Annotated in this window: 21 protein-coding genes; 11 read left to right on the top strand and 10 right to left on the bottom strand. The window is 70.7% G+C overall.

Going from position 1 to position 22,840, the window contains the following annotated elements:
- Nucleotides 1-209: 209 nt before the first annotated feature.
- Nucleotides 210-1,187, bottom strand: coding sequence for a Bug family tripartite tricarboxylate transporter substrate binding protein (locus tag D2K64_RS08875; protein ID WP_157985783.1), 978 nt, complete (start codon nt 1,185-1,187; stop codon nt 210-212).
- A 99-nt stretch (nt 1,188-1,286) separates the two neighbouring features.
- Between D2K64_RS08875 and D2K64_RS08870 the strand changes: the two genes are divergently transcribed.
- Complete coding sequence (locus D2K64_RS08870) at nt 1,287-2,117, top strand: GntR family transcriptional regulator (RefSeq protein ID WP_162306169.1); 831 nt, start codon at nt 1,287-1,289, stop codon at nt 2,115-2,117.
- A gap of 42 nt (nt 2,118-2,159) precedes the next feature.
- Here D2K64_RS08870 and D2K64_RS08865 read toward each other — a convergent pair whose 3' ends face one another.
- Nucleotides 2,160-3,605, bottom strand: a complete 1,446-nt coding sequence (locus D2K64_RS08865; protein ID WP_157985782.1) for an MmgE/PrpD family protein — start codon at nt 3,603-3,605, stop codon at nt 2,160-2,162.
- A gap of 135 nt (nt 3,606-3,740) precedes the next feature.
- Between D2K64_RS08865 and D2K64_RS08860 the strand changes: the two genes are divergently transcribed.
- Genes D2K64_RS08860 through D2K64_RS08850 form a run of 3 tightly spaced genes read left to right on the top strand, consistent with a single transcriptional unit; the run spans nt 3,741 to nt 7,856 of the window.
- Complete coding sequence (locus D2K64_RS08860) at nt 3,741-4,547, top strand: enoyl-CoA hydratase/isomerase family protein (protein WP_120007947.1); 807 nt, start codon at nt 3,741-3,743, stop codon at nt 4,545-4,547.
- A 13-nt stretch (nt 4,548-4,560) separates the two neighbouring features.
- A complete protein-coding gene (locus D2K64_RS08855; RefSeq protein ID WP_202910596.1) occupies nt 4,561-6,663 on the top strand; it encodes an acetate--CoA ligase family protein in 2,103 nt (700 codons plus the stop codon).
- Nucleotides 6,664-6,692: 29 nt separating this feature from the next.
- The gene (locus D2K64_RS08850; RefSeq protein ID WP_120007945.1) at nt 6,693-7,856 is read left to right on the top strand and encodes an acyl-CoA dehydrogenase family protein; all 1,164 of its coding nucleotides are present in this window, start codon (nt 6,693-6,695) and stop codon (nt 7,854-7,856) included.
- 153 nt (nt 7,857-8,009) lie between these two features.
- Here the strand turns inward: D2K64_RS08850 and D2K64_RS08845 are convergent, their stop codons facing one another.
- Complete coding sequence (locus D2K64_RS08845; RefSeq protein ID WP_120007943.1) at nt 8,010-9,101, bottom strand: SMP-30/gluconolactonase/LRE family protein; 1,092 nt, start codon at nt 9,099-9,101, stop codon at nt 8,010-8,012.
- Nucleotides 9,102-9,468: 367 nt separating this feature from the next.
- On the opposite strand from D2K64_RS08845, the gene D2K64_RS08840 reads away from it, so the two are divergent.
- Nucleotides 9,469-10,392, top strand: coding sequence for a LysR family transcriptional regulator (locus D2K64_RS08840; RefSeq protein ID WP_120007941.1), 924 nt, complete (start codon nt 9,469-9,471; stop codon nt 10,390-10,392).
- A 24-nt stretch (nt 10,393-10,416) separates the two neighbouring features.
- On the opposite strand, the gene D2K64_RS08835 is transcribed toward D2K64_RS08840, so the two are convergent.
- Both D2K64_RS08835 and D2K64_RS08830 read right to left on the bottom strand, forming a co-directional pair.
- A complete protein-coding gene (locus D2K64_RS08835) occupies nt 10,417-11,010 on the bottom strand; it encodes a thiamine pyrophosphate-dependent enzyme (RefSeq protein ID WP_120007939.1) in 594 nt (197 codons plus the stop codon).
- Entirely contained in the window at nt 11,010-11,561 is a 552-nt protein-coding gene (locus D2K64_RS08830; protein ID WP_120007937.1) for a thiamine pyrophosphate-binding protein, read from the bottom strand. Before D2K64_RS08830 ends, D2K64_RS08835 begins: the two co-directional genes overlap by 1 nt.
- A gap of 173 nt (nt 11,562-11,734) precedes the next feature.
- Here D2K64_RS08830 and D2K64_RS08825 point away from each other — a divergent pair, with 173 nt between their 5' ends.
- The 5 genes from D2K64_RS08825 to D2K64_RS08805 all read left to right on the top strand — a co-directional run bounded on the left by D2K64_RS08825 (nt 11,735) and on the right by D2K64_RS08805 (nt 16,737).
- Complete coding sequence (locus D2K64_RS08825) at nt 11,735-12,628, top strand: NAD(P)-dependent oxidoreductase (RefSeq protein ID WP_120007935.1); 894 nt, start codon at nt 11,735-11,737, stop codon at nt 12,626-12,628.
- 84 nt (nt 12,629-12,712) lie between these two features.
- A complete protein-coding gene (locus D2K64_RS08820) occupies nt 12,713-13,936 on the top strand; it encodes an ABC transporter substrate-binding protein (protein ID WP_120007933.1) in 1,224 nt (407 codons plus the stop codon).
- Between the two features lie 165 nt (nt 13,937-14,101).
- On the top strand, nt 14,102-15,109 hold the full coding sequence (locus tag D2K64_RS08815) for a tripartite tricarboxylate transporter substrate-binding protein (RefSeq protein ID WP_157985781.1): 1,008 nt from the start codon (nt 14,102-14,104) through the stop codon (nt 15,107-15,109).
- Between the two features lie 76 nt (nt 15,110-15,185).
- On the top strand, nt 15,186-15,557 hold the full coding sequence (locus tag D2K64_RS08810) for a cupin domain-containing protein (protein ID WP_120007929.1): 372 nt from the start codon (nt 15,186-15,188) through the stop codon (nt 15,555-15,557).
- Between the two features lie 148 nt (nt 15,558-15,705).
- A complete protein-coding gene (locus D2K64_RS08805; RefSeq protein ID WP_120007927.1) occupies nt 15,706-16,737 on the top strand; it encodes an amino acid ABC transporter substrate-binding protein in 1,032 nt (343 codons plus the stop codon).
- 66 nt (nt 16,738-16,803) lie between these two features.
- On the opposite strand, the gene D2K64_RS08800 is transcribed toward D2K64_RS08805, so the two are convergent.
- From D2K64_RS08800 to D2K64_RS25465, 3 genes are all read right to left on the bottom strand, one after another.
- The gene (locus tag D2K64_RS08800) at nt 16,804-16,986 is read right to left on the bottom strand and encodes a DUF4214 domain-containing protein (protein WP_157985780.1); all 183 of its coding nucleotides are present in this window, start codon (nt 16,984-16,986) and stop codon (nt 16,804-16,806) included.
- Entirely contained in the window at nt 16,959-18,083 is a 1,125-nt protein-coding gene (locus tag D2K64_RS08795; protein ID WP_120007923.1) for a DUF4214 domain-containing protein, read from the bottom strand. The genes D2K64_RS08800 and D2K64_RS08795 overlap by 28 nt, the downstream gene beginning before the upstream one ends.
- Before the next feature lie 212 nt (nt 18,084-18,295).
- Nucleotides 18,296-18,562 (bottom strand): hypothetical protein, encoded by a 267-nt coding sequence (locus D2K64_RS25465; RefSeq protein WP_120007921.1) that lies wholly within the window; start codon nt 18,560-18,562, stop codon nt 18,296-18,298.
- A gap of 245 nt (nt 18,563-18,807) precedes the next feature.
- Here D2K64_RS25465 and D2K64_RS08785 point away from each other — a divergent pair, with 245 nt between their 5' ends.
- Nucleotides 18,808-19,032, top strand: coding sequence for a hypothetical protein (locus D2K64_RS08785; protein WP_120007919.1), 225 nt, complete (start codon nt 18,808-18,810; stop codon nt 19,030-19,032).
- Nucleotides 19,033-19,109: 77 nt separating this feature from the next.
- Here D2K64_RS08785 and D2K64_RS08780 read toward each other — a convergent pair whose 3' ends face one another.
- Both D2K64_RS08780 and D2K64_RS08775 read right to left on the bottom strand, forming a co-directional pair.
- Complete coding sequence (locus tag D2K64_RS08780; protein WP_120007917.1) at nt 19,110-19,823, bottom strand: response regulator; 714 nt, start codon at nt 19,821-19,823, stop codon at nt 19,110-19,112.
- The gene (locus tag D2K64_RS08775; RefSeq protein WP_120007915.1) at nt 19,823-22,519 is read right to left on the bottom strand and encodes a sensor histidine kinase; all 2,697 of its coding nucleotides are present in this window, start codon (nt 22,517-22,519) and stop codon (nt 19,823-19,825) included. Before D2K64_RS08775 ends, D2K64_RS08780 begins: the two co-directional genes overlap by 1 nt.
- Nucleotides 22,520-22,840 lie beyond the last annotated feature (321 nt).

Below are 22,840 nucleotides of genomic sequence, written 5' to 3'. Positions count from 1 at the left end.
GCAGGGCGGCGTCCTTCGCCGGCCCGTTGGCCGAGGGCTGCCGCGGCGGACGGGCCGGCGGGCAACCACCAAGTGGAGCGGCCGCAGGGCGTGGCGGCCGGTTCGCGCCGGCGGCAGCCCCGCCGCAGTTCCGGCGGGAGGTGACCGCCTCGCCGGGTTGGCCCGGATGCCGGCGGGGGATCCGGTGGAAGGCCGCGCGGACGAAGGGATCAGCTGGCCCGGATGTTTAAATCCTGCGCCAGCTTCCGCCAGCGCGCGATGTCAGCGGCCACGAAGCGGCCGAACTCGGCCGGGCTCTGCGGCATGGGCTTCGCCCCTTCGACGGCGAGGAACTTCGTGTACCGTTCCGTTGCGATGGCTTGGTTGATGGCCCGGTTCATGGTGTCCCGCAGGGGCGCCGGCGTGCCCTTGGGGGCCAGCACGCCCCACCAGACGTCCACCGCGAAATCGATGCCGGCAGCTTCCTTCACCGTGGGGATCTGCGGGGCGTAATCCATCCGCTCGCTGCTGGTGTAGGCGAGGAGGGGGATCTGATTGCTGCTGACGAGATTGCTGATGGAGGCGAGGGTGGTGACCATGATGTCCACCCGCCCGGCCAGCAGGTCGGCCTGCGCGGGTGAGATGCCGGAATAAGGCACCGGCTCCATCTTCAGCTGGGCCGCGGCATTGAAGGCCTCCATGGTGAAGTGGCCGACCGCCCCCATGCCCGCCATGGCATACTGCACCCGGCCGGCCCCCTCCCGCGCCGCCTCGATCAGCGCCCGCATGTTCGGGAACCCGTTCGGCTTGGTCACGATCAGCATGGGGGCGAGGCAGATGCGCGCCACCGGATCAAAGCTTTCCAGCGCGTCATAGGGCGTCTTGAGGTAGGTGGAGCTGGTGGCGAAGGAGGTGGAGGCCAGCAGAAAGGTGTAGCCATCCGGTGGCGAGTTCGCGACGAAGCCGCCGCCCAACGTGCTGCCGGCGCCGGGCCGGTTCTCGACGATGACCGGCTTGCCGAGCGCGCCCTGCAGCGCCTCGGCGAGCGGGCGCGCGATGGCGTCGTTGCTGCCGCCCGGCGTGTAGGGCACCACCAGGCGGATCGGCCGGTCCGGCCAGTCCGCCGCCGCGGAGCGCGTCCAGAGGGCTGGAAGGGCGAGGCTGGAAGCGCCGACGACAAGGCCGCGCCGGCCGATCAGGGCTTTCATGAACATCCTCCGCTGAGGCACATGGGCAGGCCAATCATGGCAAGTTGTGCTCTTGTACGAATAACGGTATCTATCTCGAGGCAGACAAGTGAACCAAGCATGTCCAGAACCAAGTCGCAGATCCGCAGCCGGCTGCCTGCCTGGGACGCCGGCGCATCCCGCCTGCCAGCGGCGGTCAGCCAGCTGATCAACGAGGCCCAGCCCCGCTATGCCAGCGTCGCCGCGGCCCTGGCCGGCGAGATCCTGGAGAAGCGGCGGCCGATCGGCTCGCTGCTGCCGACGGAACAGGAACTATCCCAGCATTTCGCCGTCAGCCGCTCCACCGTGCGGCAGGCGCTGCGCCGCCTGCGGGAGCTCGGGCTGGTGGCGGGCGCGCAGGGCGTGGGCACCCGCGTCATCGCCGACCAGCCGCGCAGCGATTACCTGCTGGCGGTGCGCTCCGTCACCGACGTGATGGGGTATTCGACGCCCACGCGGCTCGAGGTGCTGTTGCGCGAAACCGTGACGGCGGATGCCGCCTATGCCGAGCGCATCGGGGCGGAAGCGGGCAGCCAATGGGTACATCTGCACGGGCTGCGCTGGCCCGAGGACCGGACGCGCCCGCCGATCTCCGTGGTGGAGCTGCATGTGGCGGCCCGCTTCGCCGCCGTGACCACCCTGCCGGAGCTGGTGAGCACGCCGGCCTACCGCCTCATTGCGCAGCGCATGGGGATCGCCGTGGCCGAGGTGCTGCAGGAAATCACCGCCATTGCCCTGCCGGAGGGCATCGCGCAGCGCTTCTCGGTGCCGGCCGGATCGCCGGGGCTGCATATCCGGCGGCGCTTCCTGGCGTCGGACGGCACGCTGCTGGAAGCCACCGACAACTACCATGCCGCAGCGGATCGCTTCGCCTATGCGCTGCGCCTCGGCTCGGCGGACGGCGAAACCTAGCCGGGCGGGGAGGCCCCCCCCCCGCGGCCCGGCCCGGCGCCGTCAGGCGGGCGGGATGCGGGCGAGGGCCTCCAGGACCGGTGACACATCGGCGGCGCGGTCGATGTTCCACAAGGCCTCGAGGGCCCGGCCGGCCGCCGCCGCACCGATGACGGGTGCGGCGAGATCCAGGAACTTCGCGCCCACCGCCGTGTCGGACAGCCGGTTGCGGGCGCCGCCGAAGGGTTCCGGAACGTGGCGCCGCAGCGTGCGGCCATCCCGGGTGACGATCGCCACCCGGGCGCTGCGCTTCGCCGGATAATCATTCTCGCATTCCGGGTCGACGCCGACGGTGATGCGGCGTGTCAGCGCCACCGTTTCCGGGTCGGCGCGGTGAGCGGCGCTGAAGTCGCCCAGGCTGACGCGGCCGTGGCGCAGTGCCGTGGCGATCACGAAGGGAAAGCTCATCTGCGCCGTGGTCATCTCCGTCCAGCCCACGGCGCCATGCGCGGCGGCGATGGCGTAGCTGCCGATCTCCACGCGGTCCACCTGCCCAGCGGTCACGCCATCCTCCGCCATGATGGCGAGGACGGCATCGATGCCGGGATGAATGTGGCGGCAGCAGGCATGCGGCTTGATGTAGCAATTGGCCACGGCCAGGGGACTGTCCGGGTGGTGGCCGCCCGCCTGCATCAGATCCACCGCTGTGGCCTCGAAGGCGCCGGTGTCGCCGCCGGCATAGGCGTTGAAATAGCCTTCTTTCATCTCCAGCGCGCCGCACGGCCCTGGCAATCCGGCCTCGGTCAGCAGGGCGGACATCAGCCCCTCGCGCGCCGCGTGGCCGGGATGGGTGCGCTTCACGTCGCCGCCGCCCAGAAAGGTGAACAGGCCGGCGGCGTAGGAGGCAGCGGTGCCGATGGCGTTCTCCGTCGCCGCCGCGTCCATCTTCATCAGCGAGGCGCCGGCAACGGCGGCCCCGAAGACCCCGGCGGTTCCGGTGTTGTGGAAGCCTCGCCAGCGCGCCCGCGGGTGGCTGGCCGCGGCGATCCTGCAGCACGCCTCGTAGCCAGCCACCATGGCGGTCAGCAATTCCGTGCCGGAGGAGCGGCGCAGACTGGCGAGGCTGATGGCGGCGGGAACCACCACCGCGCCGGGATGAACGGAGCCAGGGCGATGGCCGTCATCCAGTTCCAGGCCATGCGCGCTGGTGCCGCCGAGCCAGGCGGCGTTCAGCGCATCATACCGCTCGGCCAGCCCCGGCACCGGCACCGGCCCGGCGCCCGCCATGGCCGCCCGCATGGCGTTCTGGCCAGAACGCGTGGCCGCCTGTCCGGCGCCGGCGATCATCGCGCCGAGGGTGTCGATCAGGTGTCGCCGCGCCGCCTGGCGGGCCTGGGTGTCGATGGCCTCGAAGCGCAGCCCGGCGGCGAAGGCGGCCAGGCTGGCGGTGGGGCCGGCGCCGCCGTGCTGCCCGGTGGGTTGCAGGGCGGTGGGGCTGAGGAGGTTCATGGGCGCAACTCCCGTTCCGGCTCGCACCGGATCTTGTCGTGTTGTACGTACAACTTTATAAGAACAGGAAAGCCGGGGCAAGCGCCCGGGCCCGGCAGCGCCGCGCCAGCGAAGCGGCGGCCAAGGGAGGACAGCATGGACCGGGAATCGCTGCGGGCGGCGGGCCCTGCCGCGTCGCTGAGCGTCGGGCGGCAGGGCCATGTGGCCACGATCACCTTCGGCCGGCCGCCGAACAACCACATCGACCGCGAGCTGGTCACCGGGTTGGCCGAGGCGCTGGAAGCCCTGGATGCCGATGCCGGCGTGCGGGCGGTGGTGCTGGCGGGCGCGGGGCGGCATTTCTGCGCCGGGGCGGATTTCTCCAGCGGCGATTCCGGCGGCCTCGACAGCCCGGCGGAGACGCCGGGGGACACGCTGTACCGGCAGGCGGCACGGCTGGTCCGCTGCCGCAAGCCGGTGGTCGCCGCGATCCAGGGGGCGGCCATCGGCGCGGGGCTCGGCCTGGCGCTGGTGGCGGATTTCCGCATCGGCTGCCCGGAAGCGCGGCTGTCCGCAAATTTCACCCGGCTCGGCTTTCACCCCGGCTTTGCCTTGTCGGCGACGCTGCCGCGGCTGATCGGCCCGCAGCGGGCGGCCCTGCTGTTCTACACGGGCCGCCGCATCGGTGGGGAGGAGGCGCTGCGGATCGGGCTGCTGGACGAGCTGGTGGCGCACGACGCCGTGCTCGCCAGCGCCCAAGCGCTGGCCGAGGAGATCGGCCGATCCCAGCCCCAGGCGGTGCAGAGCGTGCGCGCCACCTTGCGCCGCGGCCTGCCCGACCTGTTCGACCAAGCCATCGAGCGCGAATTCGAGCAACAGGTGTGGCAGCGCCGGATGGAGGATTTCGCGGAAGGCCGGCGCGCGATGGCCGAGCGCCGGCTGCCGGACTTCCAGGGCCGCTGAGGAAACCGAGGGAATGGACCAGATCGTGATGACCGATGCGCCGCCGCACCCGCCTTCGTCCCTGGCCGAAGCCCTGTTCCGCCCGCGCAGCATCGCCCTGATCGGCGCATCGGCGGACCCGGCAAAGAACACGTCGCGTGCCCAGCGCGTGTTGCAGAAGGCCGGCTACCCGGGCCGCATTCTGCCGGTGAACCCCGCCCGCACGGAGATCTTCGGCGAAACCGCCTATCCCGACATCCGGGCCGTGCCCGGGCCGGTGGACCACGCCTTCCTGATGGTGCCGCCCGCGGCGGTGGAACAGGCCATCGCCGGCTGCGCGGAGCGCGGCGTGCGCGTGGCCACCATCTACAGCGCCGGCTTCGCGGAAACCGGCGAGGCGGGGCGGCTGCGGCAGCAGCGGCTGGTGGCACTGGCGCGGGAAGGCGGCGTGCGGCTCGTCGGGCCGAACTGCCTCGGCCTGGTCAACGTCACCGATGGCATTCCCATCACCAACAACGCGGCCGTCGAGGCGGAGCCGCTGGAGCCCGGTTCGCTGGGCCTGATCTCGCAGAGCGGCAGCATGATGGGCGCGCTGCTGTCGCGCTGCCGGACGCGCGGCCTGTCCTTCTCCAAGCTGGTGTCGGTGGGCAACGAATGCGATCTCGGGGTCGGTGAGATCGCCTCGCTGATGGTGGAGGACCCGGCCACCAAGGCGGTGCTGCTGTTTCTCGAAACGCTGCGGGACGGCGGGGCGCTGGCCCGCGCCGCACGCCGCGCGCATGAGCTGGGCAAGCCGGTGATCGCCTACAAGCTCGGCCGGTCCGAGCTGGGACGGCGGATCGCCGTTTCGCATACCGGCGCCATGGTGGGCGGCGACGAGCTGGCGGACACCTTCTTCCGCGAGAACGGGATCCTGCGCGTCGATACGCTGGACGGGCTGGTGGAGCTGCCGCGCCTGGTGATGGGCCGGCAACCGCCGAAGGGGCGCCGCGTCGCGGTGCTGACCGGAACGGGGGGCGGCGCCGCCATGGTGGTGGACCGGCTGGGATCGCTCGGCATCGAGGTGGCGGGGCCGCCCCCGGAAATGCGCCGCCACCTGGCGGAACAGGGCATCGAGGTTTCGGACTCGCCGCTCATCGACCTTCCCATGGGCGGCGGCAAGGGGCAGTACACCACGGTGCTGCGCGAGATCGTGGCGAGCGACCATTGCGACGCCGTGGTCGCCGTGCTGGGCTCCACGGCGCGGCTGCGGCCCGCCCAGGTCAACGAGAACATCCTTTCGGTCTATGACGGCAGCAAGCCGCTCGGCGTGTTCTGCGCGCCGCAGGCGGACGAGGCGCTGGCGATCTGCGACGCGGCGGGCGTGGCCGGATTCCGCACGCCGGAAACCTGCGCCGACGCGCTGAACGCCTATCTGAACTGGCGGGCGCCCCGCCGCCCGGAGGCGGCGGAGATCCCCGACGGCGCGCGGGCGCTGCTGCAGCGATACGGACCGCGCAGGCTGAACGAGGCGGAGGCCTGCGCCGTGTTCGAGGCGCTGGGCATCGAGGGGCCCGGCAGCCGGATCGTGGCCGATGCGGCGGGGGCCGCGGGCCTCGAGGGCCCGGCGGCGGTCAAGATCGTCTCGCCCGACATCGCCCACAAGACCGATGCCGGTCTGGTGCGGCTCCACCAGCGCGGGCCGGAGATCGGCACGGCCGTCCGGGAGATCCTGGCCCGGGCGAGAGCCGCCTTTCCATCCGCCCGGATCGAGGGCGTGCTGGTCGCGCCCATGCAGCAGGGCCTCGCCGAAATTATCCTGGGCTACCGGTATGACCCCGAGGTGGGGCCGGTGGTGGTGCTCGGGCTCGGCGGGGTCACCGCGGAACTGACCCGCCGCACCGCCGTGCGCCTTGCGCCGGCCTCGCTGGACACGGCGCGGGAGATGATCGCGGCGATCCCGGAGCTGCGTGCCCTCCAGGGCTTCCGCAACCTGCCGCCAGGCGACGTCGAGGCCCTGGCGCGGGCCATCCGCGCCATGTCGCTGCTCGCCTGCCTGCCGGACGGCATGGTGGCGGAGGCGGAGATCAATCCCCTGATCGTGCGGCCCGCGGGGCAGGGCGCCGTGGCCGTCGATGGCCTGATCCTGCCCGGGTGAGCCACGGCCAACAGGAACAAGGAACGCCCATGGACATGATGATGAACGACGAGAGCCGCATGCTGCAGGATCTCGTGCAGCGCTTCGTCGAGCGCGAGCTGATGCCACTGGAAGCCGCGGTGCTGCGGCGCGAGGCGGAGACCGGTGCCTACAAGCTGCTGCCGGAGGAAGAAGAGCCGCTGCTGGAAAAATGCCGCGAGCTCGGCCTGTGGGGCCTCGACGTGCCGGAGGAGATGGGCGGCGTCGATCTGTCCGCCCTTGACCGGCTGATGGTGGAGGAGGAGGTGTCCCGCACCATCACCCCCTTCGAGTTCCCGCCGGACAGCCCAAACCTGCACATGCTCAAGGCGGTGGCGACGCCGGAGCAGCGCGAGAAATACATGATCCCCTATGCCGAGGGGCGCATGAAATCCTGCATCGCCATTTCCGAACCGGGCGCGGGCGGCGACCCGGCGGGCATGATCACGCGCGCCGTGAAGGACGGTTCGGACTGGGTGATCAACGGCCGCAAGATCTGGGTCAGCCGGGTGCCTTATTGCGACTTCATCATCCTCATGGCGCGCACGGGGGAAGGCCAGCGCGAGGAGGGCGTCACGGCCTTCATCGTGGAAAAGAACACGCCGGGTTTCATCATCGAGCGTGAGATCGCCATGATCGGCGGCAAGAAGACCTACGAGCTGGTGTTCGAGGATTGCAGGGTGCCCGACGGCGCGGTGCTGGGCGAGCTGGGCCGCGGATACGCCCCGATGCAGTTGCGGCTCAACATCCGGCGCCTCCAGGTGGGGGCGCGCTGCGTCGGCATCATCCGCCGCGCGCTGGAAATGATGGTGGACCAGGCCAACAACCGCACGACCTTCGGCGTGAAGCTGGCCGACCGGCAGGCCATCCAGTGGTGGATCGCCGATGCGGCGATCCGCGTGCACGCCTTGCGGCTGATGGTTCAGGCCGCCGCCCGGACGCTGGATTCCGGCGGCGACGTCCGGAACGAGGCTTCCATGATCAAGGTCTTCGCCACGGAAACGGCGCAAGAGGTGCTGGATCACGCCATGCAGTGCCACGGCGCCATGGGATTGACCAAGGAGCTGCCGTTGCAGCTGTTCTTCCAGCAGGTGCGGCTGATGCGGGTTTACGAAGGGCCGACGGAGGTGCACCGCATGGCCATCGCCCGGCGCATGCTGAAATCCCGGCGGTGATGGCCAGGAATTGCCGCACCGCCCGTCTCCGCCGCGCGCCCGGGTTCCGAGGTTCCGCCCCGCCTGCGTGAAGGGGGGCGGGACGGAGCGCCGCGCCGCGCGGACCCGCCTGTTGCCCGGCCGGCGCAGCGGCCGGCCGGGCGGGGCCACTGCTCAGACCGCGCCGTGGGCCTCGACATGCAGGGCGTAGAGCGAGTGGCTGGACGTCATGTAGAGGCGGTTGTTCTTCGGGCCGCCGAAGGTGAGGTTGGCGCAGCGCTCCGGCAGGCGGATGAAGCCGATGGGCTTGCCCTGCGGATTGAACACCATGACGCCGTCCAGCTCCTCCGGCTTGCCGCGCAACGGAAAGACCTGCCGCCCGCCCACCATGACCGGCTCCGGCTCCAGCGCGCCGTTGCTGCCCCAGCCGCACCAGAGATTGCCGTCGCGGTCGACCTTGAAGCCGTCCAGCGCGCCCTGGTCCGCGGCGTCGATCAGCTTCGTCTTGTTGCCGAGGTTTCCGTCCGGCCCGACATCGAAGCTCCAGATGCTGCGGTTCGGCGTTCCGCGCCATTCCACCACGTAGAGCTTGCTTTCGTCCGGCGAGAAGGCGAGGCCGTTCGGATTGACGATGTCGGTGACCACGGCCTTCAGGGCGCCATCGGGTGCGATCCGGTAGACATTGGTGGTGGGCTGATCCGGCTTAGCGCGGCTGCCCTCCCATTCGCCATTGATGCCGAACAGGGGATCGGTGAACCAGATCGTGTTGTCCGAGCGGACAACCACGTCGTTCGGAGCGTTGAGGCGCTTCCCCTCGAAGCTGTCGGCCAGAACCGTGATGCTGCCATCGCGCTCCGTTCGCGTGACGCGCCGCGTCACGGAATGCTCGCAGGTGATCAGGCGGCCCTGCCGGTCGCGCACATTGCCGTTCGCGTAATTGGCCGGACCGCGGAAGACGGTGAAGCTGCCATCCTTCTCGTCGAACTTCATGATGCGGTTGTTCGGGATGTCACTGCACAGGAGGTACCCGCCTTCCGGGAAATAGGCCGGGCCTTCGGCCCAGCGCATGCCGGTGGCGACCTGTTCCAGCGTGCTGCTGTAGATCCGGTACTTGGCGAAGCTGGGATCGAGGATCTGCACCGCCGGGTCAGGATAGCGCTGGTTGGGCGTGAAGGGGAAGGATTGCGCTCCGGCTCCGGATGCCAGCAGGGATCCGCCGGCCGCGGCGGCGCCGGCACACAGAAGCCGGCGTCGTGTTGTGGTCATGTTTGTTCCTTTCCTGGACACGGCCCGGCTTCGCCCGGATGCGGCGAAGCAGGCCATCCCAGGCCTATAAACGGTTCCTCCGCGCCCCGCGCCCCCTTATCGGCGACCGGCGGATCGAGCGCCGGTTCCGGCCTGCCGCGATCATGCTTCCTCATCCCGACCAGGATCATGCCACCGCCCTCCGCGGGACGTGGCACGGAACGCAGCCAGCCCTGATGTTCCGCGATGCCCGCGCCGGACCAGGGCCCGGTGACGCCGCCGGCCCATCGATCCCCCGGCGGGCCTTGTTCCCGGCGCCGATCATCAACAAGGTGCATCCGACGTTCAGGCCGGCGCCGCGCGACAGGGCGGCCGATGGGAGACAACGGTGGATTTTCGCCAGCTGCGAACCTTCAGGGCGGTGGCAGAGCTGGGCAGCCTCGGCAAGGCGTCGGACCGGCTGCACATCGCCCAGCCCGCGTTGAGCCGCCACATCAAGCTGCTGGAACATGAGCTGCGCGCCGAGCTCTTTATCCGCAACGGGCGCGGCATGCTGCTGACCAGTGCCGGCCGCCTGCTGCTGGAGCGCACGGCTGGCCTCATCCGGCAAATGGAGCAGGTGCGCGACGACATCCAGTCCTCCGGCGCGACGCCCGCCGGCCGGGTCGTGCTGGGGCTGGTGCCGACGGTCAGCACCGTGCTTTCGGCGCGCTTCGCCCGCAGGGTGGTGAACGAGCTGCCCGGCGTCAGCCTGTGCATCGTCGAGAGCTATGGCGGCCACCTCGTCGAATGGCTGAACCGCGGCGAGATGGACCTGGCGCTGATCTACGGGCCGGCCGTCGACCTTCATCTATCCGCCCGGCTCCTGGGCCGGGACGGCCTCGTTGCGGTGGGTCCGCCGGGCTCGGGGCTGCAGCGGCGCGGTCCGGTGGGGCTGGACTGGCTGGTCCGGCAGAAGCTGGTTCTGCCCAGCCATTCGCATGGCCTGCGGACCCTGATCGAGCGGGCGGTGGCGAAGCGCGGCCTGTCCATCCACGTGATGCTGGAAGCCGATTCCTACCGCGTGCTGACCAGCCTCATCGAGGAGGGGCTGGGCTTCAGCGTCCTGCCACCTTCCTCCATCGCGGCCGAGTTGCGGGCCGGACGGCTGGAGGCGGCACCGCTGAGCCCGCCGGTTACCCGGGAACTCGTGCTCGCCGCGCCAGTCGACCGGCCACGCTCGGTGGCCGGCATGGCGATCTCCGCTCTGCTGGTCGAGGAGATCCGCTGCCTGGCGGAGGAGGGCATCTGGGACATCCGGCTGGAAGCGTGAGGCGCTTCGCCGGCGCCGCGCCCCTCAATCCACCGGAAACCCCAAGCGTTCGCGGAAGCGGTTCTTCAGGTGGACGCCATCGCGCGGCGGCAGGGCGCGCTCCTGCTCACCCGCGGCGATCCGCAGGATCACGAAGTGGGGCCCGGCGTCGAGGTCCCGCAACCGTGGCCGGAAGGCGGCCACGCCGTCCAGGTCGCCGAGGGAGACCACCTCCGTGAAGCCGGCCCCGCGCGCCAGGGCCGCCAGGTCGACGCCCAGGCCGGCATGGCTGCGCTGCATGCCGGTTTCGCCGAAATGCCCGTTGTCCAGAACCACCACCGTGAGGTTGGGCGGCTTGCGGACCGAGATGGTCAGCAGCCCGCCGACGCCCATCATGGCCTCGCCATCGCCGGTGACCACGGCGACGGGGTGCTGCGGCCGGGCCAGGGCGAGGCCGAGCCCCATCAGCGCGGCCCCGCCCATGGCGCCCCAGAGGTAGAAATTCGCCGCGTCGTCGCCGGCGGCGAAGACGTCGTAGCTCGGCGAGCCCAGCCCGCTCACGACCAGCAGCTCGCCGCGATCGGCCAGCAGGCTGCGCACGGCATCGCGCCGGTCCATGGTGCCCGGTGCCACGGTCATCACTGGCTCACCCACTTCTTGCGGCCGATCATGCGCTGCGAAATCAGCACGGCGATCTGCTGACCGCCGTCGAAGGCCAAGTCGGCGGCGGCGGTGACGATCTCGTCGGCCTCGTCCGGTTCCTCCAGCCGCATCACGGTGAGGCCCATGAGCTCCAGGGCGGCAGGCGTCGCGCGGCCCATCGGGATCTGCCACGGGTTGAACTCGGCCCATTCGCCCCGCATGGTCACGAGGGTCAGGAACGGAAAGCGGCAGGAATTCAGCAGCGACATCATGTTGATGCAATTGCCAACACCGGAGGACTGCATCAGCAGCACCGAGCGGTCCCCGCCCAGCCACGCACCCGCGGCCAGCGCGACCCCTTCCTGCTCCGTGGTCAGAACCGTGGCCTCCATGGCGGCGTCCTGGTGCGCCAGGGCGATCAGGCGGGAATGGCCGGCATCGGGCACATAGGAGACCTGCCTGACACGGGCGCGCTTCAGCGCGCCGAAGATCGCCAGGGGCCAATCGGTGTCCTGCCGGATCTCGGGGTCACGGGTGACCTGATTCATGCCTTCTCCCCTCGCTTCGGGACGCAGGATAAGGTCCGCCGGCGCGGGCGGCGAATTCCCAATCCCGTCATGCTGTCATGCCGTTCTTGTATGAGGCGGCCGCCGCGGGACATTGTTAAGGCCGTTCCGTGTGCCGCACGCACACCACGAAAACATCGCGGGAGGATTGCTGCATGGATGTCGGCTTCATCGGGCTGGGCCGCATGGGGCGCCCCATGGCGTCGAACCTTTGCCGCAAGGGGTTCCGGCTGGTCGTCAACGACATCAACCCCGAGGCCGTGGCCGAGCTGGAGCTGCTGCAGGCGCGCGGCGCCGCAACGGTGGCCGCCGTCGCCGCCGCGGGACCGGTGATCGTCACGATGCTGCCGAACTCCGCCATCGTGCAGCAGGTGGTGGGCGGGCCGGAGGGCGTGCTGGCCCATGCCCGGCCGGGCTCCATCGTGCTGGACATGAGCACCATCGATCCCGACACGACCGACCGCCTGGCGCAGCAGGCCGCCGCGCGCGGCATCGGCTTCGTCGACGCGCCGGTCGGCCGCCTCGCCAGCCACGCCGATCGAGGCGAGTCCTTGTTCATGGTGGGCGGCACGCCCGAGCATTTCGAAACCGTCCGGCCGTTGCTGGAGGCCATGGGCAGCACCATTCACCATTGCGGCCCGGTCGGCAGCGGCACCCGCACCAAGCTGGTGAACAACTTCCTGGCCGTCGCCTCCTGCCAGATGAACGCCGAGGCGCTGGCCCTGTCGCAGCGCTTCGGGCTTCAACTGGAGACGACGCTGGATGTGCTCTACGGCACCACGGCCGTGAACGGGCAGCTCAAGATCGCCTGGCCGACCAAGGTGCTGAAGGACGACACCGATCCGGGCTTCACCATCGACCTCGCGCACAAGGATCTGACGCTGATCGTGGACGCGGCCAACGCGGCGAAGGTGCCGATGCCGATGGCCGCCGCCGCGCGCGAGGCCTTCAGCACGGCGCGGTCGCGCGGCTTCGGCGGCAGGGATTTCTCGGCCATGGTCGACGCGCTGTGCGACCTGGCCGGGATCGAGAAGCCCAGACTGCGCTGAAACGGCGCCGGGACGCTCCGGCGCCGGCCAACCAGGGCACTGCCACGCAGAGGGCAGGCCGGACCACATGCGGGGAAACGTTTCATGTCCACATCGCGTCGCGTGCTGCTCCAGGGAGCGGCCGGCGTCGCGGCCATGCTGGCCGCGCCTGCCATCGCACAGCCACCCACGGTCCGGATCGGCGTCCTGGCCGATTTCTCCGGCATCTACACGGATCTGCTCGGGCCGGCCGGCGTCGGCTGCGCGCGCCAGGCCGCCGCCGAGTTCAGCCAGCAGGTTCCCGGCCTCAACGTCGAGATCCTGTTCGGCGATCACCAGAACAAGGCCGACATCGGCGCCACGCTGGCGCGGCGCTGGTTCGACCAGCAGGGCGTCGACATGCTGATCGCCGGGCCCAACTCGGCCGTGGGCCTGGCGGCGGCGACGATCTCCCGCGACAAGGACAAGGCCTGCCTGGGCGTGGCCGTCACCGCCACCGAGTTCACCAACGCGCAATGCACGCCCAACACGATCAACTGGACCTATGACGGCTACATGCTGTCCAAGGCGGTGGCCGCGGAAACGGTGAAGGGCGGCGGCCGAAAATGGTACTTCATCGCGACCGACAACGCCTTCGGCCATTCGCTGCAGGCGGAGACCACCGCCTTCGTGCAGGAGGCGGGCGGCAGCGTGGTGGGCGGCTCGCGGGTGCCGATCGGAACCGGCGACTTCTCCGCCACGCTGCTCGCGGCGCGGAGCAGCGGCGCGGAGGTGATCGGCCTCGCGCTCGGCGGCAATGACCTGCCGAACTGCATCAAGCAGGCGCAGGAATTCGGCATCACGCAGCGGATGAAGGTCGCCGCCCTCGTGATGTTCCTGAACGACATCAAGGCCGCGGGGCTGGGAACCATGCAGAAGCTGCTGTTCACCAACAGCTTCTACTGGGACACCAACGAGCAGACGCGCGCCTTCACCCGGCGTGTTCTGCCGGTCATGGGTGGCGCCTATCCGGGCATGGTGCATGCCGGCTGCTACGCCACCACGCTTCATTACCTCAAGGCGGTCGCGGCGCTGGGCGTGGCACGGGCCAAGGAAAGCGGCGCCGCCGTGGTGGCGCAGATGAAGGCGATGCCGACGCAGGATGATGCCTTCGGGGCGGGCTCGATCCGGGCCGATGGCCGGGCCGTTCTGCCTGCCTATCTGCTGCAGGTGAAGACGCCCTCGGAAAGCCAGCGGGAATGGGATTACTGCAAGATCGTCTCCACCGTGGCGCCGGCGGACACCGTCAAGCCCCTGGAAGCGAGCGCCTGCCCGCTGGTGCACACCTAGCCGGCCATTCTCCGGCTGCGCTGCGGTCACGCCGGCTTCCACGCCGGTCGATCCCGCGGCAGCCGGGTGTTTCGTGCCGTGCTGATGCGGCGCCGGCCCGGTGCCGCGGCCAATGTCCGGGCGAATAAAGCGGGTCACGAGGCGACGGGGAAGGAGGAGAACGTCATGACGCAATGGACGAGGCGGGCCATCGTGACTGCCCTGGGGGCGATGTCGATCGTCAGGCCGCATGCGGCCGCCGCGGCCGCCGCGGGGGCCACCACGGGGGCCGGCACGGGCACATGGCCCAGCGAGCCGATCCGGATCGTGGTTCCCTTCGCGCCCGGCGGCTCCACCGACGCGGTGGCTCGCCTGGCGGCCCCCGGCCTCCAGCAAAGGCTCGGGGTGCCGATCATCGTTGAGAACCGCAGCGGCGCCGCGGGCAGCATCGGCACGGATGTGGCCGCCAAGGCGAGGCCCGACGGCCACACCTGGCTGCTCACCTTCGACTCGCACGCCCTGATGCCGGTGCTGGTGCCCAGCCTGCCATTCGACCTGCAGAAGGATCTGGTGCCGGTCACGCAGATCGGCCGTGCGCCCTACGTTCTGGCGTGCCAGCCGGCCAAGCCCTACCGCGACATGGCCGACGTGTTCGCCGCCGCCCGCCGGGGCGGCGTGTCCTTCGGCTCAACCGGCAATGGCACGATCGGGCACCTCGTCATGCTGATGATGGCGCAGCGCAGCGGGGTGGAGCTGACACACCTGCCCTATCGCAGCGGCGGCCTGGCGGTGAACGACGCCGTGGCGGGACATGTGGACCTGATGATCGGCAGCGCCGCCCTGCTGGCGCCGCATGTCTCGGCGGGCACGCTGCGGCCCCTGATGCAGCTTGGCAGCCACCGCCTGAACGCCATGCCGGCCGTGCCGACAGCGACGGAGTCAGGCTTCCCCGGCCTGACCGCCGAGGCCTGGTGGGGGGTCTTCGCACCGGCGGGCGTGCCGGGCCCCATCATCGACCGCTTTCAGTCCGCGCTGATCGACACCTATCGCGAGCCCCGGATCGCCCAGCAATTCACCGAGGTGAACCAGGCCGAGCTCGTGCTGGGGGATGCGCCCGCCCTGGCCGAATTCGTGCAGAACCAGATCCGCGTCTGGGGCGACGTCGCGCGGGCCAACCATGTTCGTCCGGACTGATGGGGGCGTTCATCCGGATGCCCTTGCCAGCACCGGCCGCCGGCCGTTCGGACAACCCTGAGCAGAAGGAGACACCATGAGCCAGGCCGACGAGTTCCATAACCTCGACGACGTGACCGGCGGAATCGTGCGGGAGCTGGCTCCCGGCCTGTCCACGCGGATCTTCGCCGGTGAGCATGCGATGCTCTCAATCGTCACCATCGCACCGCATGCGGCGGGCGAGATGCATCACCATCCCGAGGAACAATGGGGCGTCCTTCTGGAGGGAAGCGCCGTCCGCATCCAGGGTGACGAGGAGATCGCCGTGCGGAAGGGTGATTTCTGGCGCACGCCCGGGGGGGTTCCGCACACGATGCGGGCGGGGCCGGATGGTGCGCGGGTGCTCGACATCTTCAGCCCGCCACGGCCGCAATACCGCGTCGCCGGCAAGGGCTTCGGCACCGGCTGAGAAAGCCTGCGGGCGGGAACCGGCGGCCCGCCCGGCTGCCACGGCGGCTGCTGGAGGCTGATCGCGCCTTTCCAGATGTCGCCGCGCCATTCTATGGAGCGGAGGCGGGGTCATCGTTCCGGCCCATCCCCACCTTCAAGGCTGCACCATGTTCTCCTTCCGCTCCGCCTTCGCCGCCACGTCGCTGGCGGTCCTTGTTCTCGCCACGGGCGGTCAGGCCCGGGCCGGCGCAACACTGGACGGGGTCCGAAGCCGCGGCATCCTGACCTGCGGCGTCAACACGGGCGTCGCCGGCTTCTCGCAGCCTGACAGCCAGGGGATCTGGCGCGGCCTCGACGCCGATCTGTGCCGGGCCTTCGCCGCCTCGGTGCTGGGGGATGCCACCCAGGTGCGGTTCGTGCCGCTTTCCGGGCAGCAGCGCTTCCCGGCCCTGCAATCGGGCGAGATCGACGTGCTGGTGCGGCAGACCACGGCGACCATGGGCCGCGACACCGCCCTCGGCCTGCGGAGCGTTGGCATCAACTTCTACGACGGCCAGGGCTTCATGGTGCGCCGCGATGCCGGGCTGTCCCGGGCGGCGGAGCTCGACGGCGCCACGGTGTGCGTTCAGCAGGGCAGCACCACCGAGGGAAACCTCGCGGACTGGTACCGGGCCGCAAACATCCGCGTCACGCCCGTTCTGTTCGAGCGCATCGACCAGGTCGCCGCCGCCTTCAGCTCCGGCCGTTGCGACGCGCTGACAACCGATGCTTCGCAGATCGCCGCGGTGCGTTCGTCCTTTCCCAATCCCGGCGATTTCGTCGTCCTGCCGGACCGGATCAGCAAGGAGCCGCTCGGGCCCATGGTGCGCCGCGACGACCAGGAATGGTTTGACGTGATCCGCTGGACCCTGAACGCCCTGATCGAGGCGGAGGAACTCGGCATCACCGCCGCGAATGCCGAGGCGCGGAGGGCGCAGGATGCGTCGCCCGCCACCCGGCGCCTCCTCGGCACCGATCCCACGCTGGGCCAGGGCTTGAAGCTGTCCGCGAGCTGGGCCTACGACGCCATTCGGGCCGTCGGCAATTACGGCGAGGTTTTCGAGCGCAACGTCGGCCAGGCGACCGCCCTCGGGATGGAACGGGGTCCCAACGCGCTCTGGACCTCGGGCGGCCTGATGTATGCCTGGCCCATGCGGTGAGGGTGCGGCGCCCGCCCGTCGGCGGAAGCCCGGGCGGGCATCAGCTGCCGGCATCAGGTGCCGTCATCAGGTGAAGGTGATGCCACCCTCGATGGCGGGCAGGGCCAGGATCTGGTGTTCCAGGCTTTCGGAGATCCCGACGATGACCTGTTCCCGGGTGAGATCCCTGCGCTCCAGGGCATCGGTCCACAGGGCGGAGCCTTGCTGTTCGGGAAAGCGGTTCAGGGCATTGGCGTAGAGCAGCTGCACCAGCTGTCCGGTGTGGCGCCCGGCCCACCGGGAAGCGCGGCGAATTCCAGGCTGCTGGCCATGCCGCGGGCCAGTTCTTCCAGCTCCTTTCCGGCATCCAGGGCGCCCTTGTGGGCCAGGAAGCCGGGCAGATCCGGCACCCGGCCGAGGAGGGTGTCATAGAGGCGGGCGACCTGCGCGGCATGCTCGTCCTGATCCCACACGCCGGCGCCGAAGGCGGCACCGACGTCGGCGCCCCAGTAGCTGCGGGTGAAGTCCGCCAGCACGATGCCGCGGCCGGCGCCCGCAGCCAGCTCGGCCTGCCAGGGCGCTGTTTCCACCGCCTCGCCCGGGCGGTCCAGCACGTTCTGGAAGAGCTGCTGGACAAAGCCCGCATCGTCGAGGCCGCCGAAGCGTGCAGCGAATTCGGGGGAGGCGATCATCGCGCTGGCGAAGACCTCGCGCGGTAGGCCGGCGGCGAGCTGCGCCGCCCAGCCATTCGGCCCGATCGGGTCGGGCACCCGGTCAAGCGCCGCCTGGTACACGAGGTAGACGGGGAACAGCGGGTCCTCCGCCATGGTGACAAGGCGGCCATCGACGAATTGCACGGTCTCGACAAAGAGCAGGCTGTCGATCTCCGCGTCCGGACCACGTCCGAGCGTGACGGTCGCGCCATCGTACAATGCCGTGCCGAAATCGGGCTGGACCAGACAGGCGCGGCGCGGCAGTTCGAAATAGGCCACGTCCACGCCCGGCCCGCCCCGGATCGTGTCGCTGCCCGGCCCGCCCGAGATCCAGTCCGGCGAGCCGTCGATGCCACGGATCAACGAGGCATCGGCGAGGATCACGTCATTGCCCGGCCCGCCATAGATGGTATCCCGCCCGACACCGGCGCCGATGCGGTCGTCACCCGGCCCGCCGGCATAAACATCGTCGCCAAGCTCCACCGGCCCGGCCTCGAGCAGGATGCCGAGCAGGTCGTTGCCTGCGCCACCATCAACAAGGTCGTTGCCCTCGCCGCCCGCCAGTTCATCATCGCCGTCGAAGCCCAGGATGGCATCGTCGCCCGCGGTGCCGCCGAGCAGGTTCGGGCCGTTGTCGCCCTTGATGAGAGCCATGGCTGCTGACGCCTTGATCGAGTGGTTGCAGCATGCTCCAGGAACCTCGTCCGGACCATTCCGAACACTCCGTGCCGCTGCCACCTACGGCATCGTGAAACAGCCCCTGGCAGGAGCGGAGATCGCCCGGATCGATGAGCGCCCGGCAGGCGGGTGGAGCCTCCGCCATTGGCGGCCTGGGGGCCCCGCCTGCTCGCCCTCAGGGGGCGTAATCATCCACGTCCGGCTGCCGGCTTGGGGGAAGCCCGCTCCCCCGCCGCGGCTTCGGCCAGCTGCCTGAGAAGCGCTTTCAGCGCCGTGTATTCCGGTCCCGGTCCCTCATGCGCCAGGAAAGCTTCCACGCTTTCGCGGGTGAGCTTGCCCCCGGACGATGGATTGGCCTCGTGCTGAACGACGAGGCCGCCTGAGCCCCGGTCAAACAGCAGCGTCCAGCGGTCGCCGTTGGAACTGGCATAGATCTGCGTCGCGGAAAGGATCATCGCTGCTGTTGCCCCATTGGCGGAATGCCAACGGTCGAGATGGTGTGCCGGGCGGCCGGATCTCAGGTGCCACGGGAGAAGGCCACCAGGGTTCCGGCGCGCGTCGCGTGATGTCCCGGCGGATAACGGCTGCCGGAGCACAGCGAGGTTGAAATTGCCAGCAGCCCGAACATAGCCGAAAAGCATCTCTTGGGCCGGATCTGGGTCGTCGCGATGCGGCTGGCGGAGCCCAGGGAGATGACGTGATGACCGACGCCTATTACGTGCGTGCCACCATCGAGCATGGCAATCCGAACCGGAAGAACACCAGCATCCTCTACGTGGCGATGGCCGAGAGCCCGGATGCGGCCGTGCTGCTGGTCAAGGGTCTTCGCGGCTTGGTTGCGAAATGCGAGGCAACCGGCGAGATCGCCTCCCTCGCGCTGGTGCAGCGCTGGGGCATGAAGCCGGGCATGGCCTTCGCGGTCTAGCGGCACGATCGGGCTATTCCGGTCAGGCTGTTCCGGGGAATGCCCCCGGGCCAGCGAAGCCCTGCAGGATTGCGGGCCTATTCCGGGAAACCGAGCCGGTAGCCAACGCCCGGCTCGGTCCTGATCAGCGTGGCGGCGCTTCCCAGCTTCTGGCGGAGGTGGCCGATATAGACGCGCAGATATTGTGAATTCTCGCCATGGGCCTGCCCCCAGACGGCGTTGAGCAGTTGCCGCTGGGTCACCACGCGGCCGGCACCCGCCCGGGCCAGCGCCGCGAGGAGATCCCATTCGCGCGGCGTCAGCTTCAGCGGCGCACCGGCCACCCGGGCCACCCTCGCGGCGAAATCCATCTCCAGCTCGCCGACCCGGATCAGGGGCGCCGGCGCATGCTGCCCGCTGGCAGCGGCGGCGCGGCGCAGCGCGGCCCGGAGGCGCGCGAGCAGCTCGGCCAGGGCGAAGGGCTTCTCCACGAAATCGTCCGCCCCAGCGTCCAGCGCGTCCACCTTGGCCGTTTCACCGTCCCGCGCGGACAGCACGATGATCGGCACCGCGGTGAAGGCGCGCAGGCGGGGTATGACGTCCTGCCCGTCGAGGTCGGGCAGGCCGAGGTCGAGCAGCACGGCGGCGGGGGAGCGCGTTGCCGCGAGCTGCAGGCCGCTTGCGGCATCCTCGGCCCGCATCGGCTCATAGCCCGAGGCGGCGAGCGCCGGTCCCAGGAAGCGGTGGATCTGCGGCTCATCATCGACCACCAGGATGCGGGGCGGAACGAGGCTGGAGGCTGGTGGGGTCATCAGGGAAACCGGACGGTGATGCGTGTTCCCCGCTCGTCCCGGACCGGGCTCTCGGCCGTGATCTGCCCGCCCATCGCGCGGGCGAGCCCGTTGGCGATCGAGAGGCCGAGGCCGCTGCCGGCGGCGACCCGGTCGGTGCGGGAAGCGCGGTAGAAGGGATCGAGGACGCGGCCGAGATCCTCGCGCGGGATGCCTGGTCCGTCATCCTCCACCACGATCGCGACGCCGGCGCCTTCGCGGCGCGCCAGGATCGCCACATGGCCCGCCGCGCCGGAAAACTTCAGGGCGTTGTCGAGCAGGTTGGCGAGGATCTGGTCGAGAAGCACGGGGTCGAGGGAGGCGGCCGGCAGGTGGGGGCCGAGGCGGCGCTGCACCTGCCGCCCGGTGGCGTGCTCCGCCCGCTCCACGGCCGCCTCCAGGGCGGAGGGAAGGTCCACCTCCTCGCGCCGCAGCGCAACCTGCCCGCTCTCCAGCCGCACCATGTCGAGGATATTGGATGCGAAGCGGGCCAGCCGCGCGGTTTCCTCCTCGGCCGCGAGGATCAGATCCGCCCGTGCGGCGGGCGGAAGCGCCTCGCCCATGGTGCGCAGGGTTTCCAGCGAGCCGCGGATGCTGGTCAGCGGGGTGCGGAGGTCGTGCCCGAGCGAGGTGAGAAGGGTAGTGCGCAGCGCATCCGCCTCCGTCCGTGCCGCGGCGAGGGCCCGTTCCTCCATCAATTCGATGCGCTCCAAGGCAATCGCCGCCTGGTCGAGCAGGGCATCGAGCGCCCTCTGCCGCTCCGTGTCGAGCGGCTCGCTCCGCTCCGCGAAGCGCAGGCCGACCAGCCCCGCGACGCCCTGGGCCGCCGGCAGCGGCCGGAACTGCCAGGCGGTGGCGGGCAGCGTGTCGGTGCCCCAGCCGCTCGCGCGGCCCTTGGCGTAGGCCCAGCGCGCGGCGGCCAGGGAAGCCTCGTCCGGTTCGGCGGCGGCGGGGGCGGCCGCGCGGATGATCAGCTCGGTGTCGTCCGCCCGCCGCGCGCGCGGCAATCCGAGGCCCGGCAGGTCCTCGCCCGACATCGGCATCAGCACGCAGCAGGAACAGCCGGCGACGCGCTGCGCTTCCTCGGCGATGAGGGCCAGCAGGGCGGCGCGGTCCATCGGCGCGCCCAGGCGGCGGCTGAATTCCACCAGCCGCCGCAGTCCGAAGACGCGCGCCTGCGCCGTGAAGGCGGTGCGCTCGAGCCGGCCGGCCGTGCCGGCCAGCAGCAGGGCCACCGATCCGAACACAACAGCACCCAGGATCTCCTGCGGACCATCGATGGTCAGGGTGTAGCGTGGCTCGATGAACAGGAAGTTCCAAACCAGAAAGGACAGGATGGCCGCGGCCAGCCCATGAAGGGCGCCGAAGGACACGGCGGCCGCCACGGTGGCCGCCAGGTACACCATGCCGAGCGAGCCTTCCGCCACCCGCTCATCGATGGCATGGCCGACCGCCGTGGCCGCCAGAACCAGTGCCGGAACGCTGGCCCAGGCCATCCAGGCGGGAAGCCGCCGGCGCTCCGGCACCGGCCGCGGGCGCCCTGCCGCGGTGGGGTTCGGCACGAGGTGCAGGGCGAAGTCGGAGGCGCGGCGCACCAGCACGGCCGAGAGGGTGCGCCCGGTCAGCCGGCGCCAGAGACGCGGCCGGCTGCGGCCGATCACGAGGTGCGTGGCGTTGCGGGACCGGGCCGCGGCCAGGATGGCGCGCGGCAGGTCGGTTTCCACCACCGTTTCGGTTTCGGCACCGAGCGCCTCGGCCAGGCGAAGCGCCGCTCCCGGATCGCCGCCCGGCTTCCCTGGCTGCTCCACATGAAGGGCCACCAGCGGCGCCCGCAGCGCGTCCGCGATGCGGCGGGCGTGCCGCACCACCCCCTCGGCCGTGGTGTCAGAGCCGACGAGCACCATCACGCGGTCGCCTGCCGGCCATGGCCCGGCGATGGCATTGGCCCGCATGTAGCCTGTGAGGTCCGCATCCACGCGTTCGGCCGTGCGGCGCAAAGCCATCTCGCGCAGCGCGGCCAGGTTGCCCTCGCGGAAGAAGCCCTTCAGCGCGCGCGCCGCTTGGTCGGGGCGGTACACCTTGCCCTGGCGCATCCGCTCCAACAGCTCGGCGGGCGGGATGTCGATCAGCTCCACCGCGTCGGCACCGGTCAGAACATGGTCGGGCACCGTCTCGGTCACCCGCACCCCGGTGATGCGGGCCACCGCCTCCGAAAGGCTTTCGAGGTGCTGCACGTTCATCGCCGTCCAGACCTCGATGCCGGCGGCACGCAGCTCTTCCACGTCCTGCCACCGCTTGGGATGGCGGCTGCCCGGCGCGTTGCTGTGCGGCAGCTCGTCCAGCACCAGAATGGCGGGGTGGCGGGCCAGCGCCCGGTCCAGGTCGAACTCCTCCAGCATCTGTCCGCGATGCGGCAGGCGGGCACGGGGCAGCACCTCCAGGCCGGCGAGCTGGGCGGCGGTTTCGGCGCGGCCATGCGTTTCTGCCAGCCCCACCACCACGTCGGCGCCGCCCAGGGCGCGGCGGCGCGCTTCCGTCAGCATTTCATAGGTTTTGCCGACGCCGGGCGAGGCGCCGAGAAACACCTTCAACCGGCCGTGCCCCTCCCGCGCCGCCAGGGCGAGCAGCGCGTCCGGGTCGGGGCGGGTGTCGGGACCTGTTGCGGGATCCGCGCTCAAGGCCGGGCAGGGGACATCGTCGCCCCGGATTCCGCCCCGCCGTGACGAGCCCCATCGGGATGAGCCACGCGGTCCGCGGAGGCGGGCCGGGGGCGGGCGCCCGAGCCTGTGACGGCCGGCGCGGCGGCGGGCTTCGCATCCGGATGGCCCGGGTGGGTCCTGCTGACGGCGGGCATGCTGGTTTCCCCTCCACGGCGCCCAAGGCTTTGGCCGGGCAGGCGTCAAAATGCGATCATTCCTTCGGCGCCGGCTTGTAAAAAATGCATAAAAACCGACCCTGCCGCCTTGGCCCGCATCGCCGCTGGCATGCCAGGGGAAGCC

This window comes from Teichococcus vastitatis (assembly GCF_003604215.1).
In the GTDB taxonomy this organism is placed as follows: domain Bacteria; phylum Pseudomonadota; class Alphaproteobacteria; order Acetobacterales; family Acetobacteraceae; genus Pseudoroseomonas; species Pseudoroseomonas vastitatis.
Note: the sequence above shows the minus strand (reverse complement) of the source record. Positions and strands in the feature narration are given on the sequence as shown.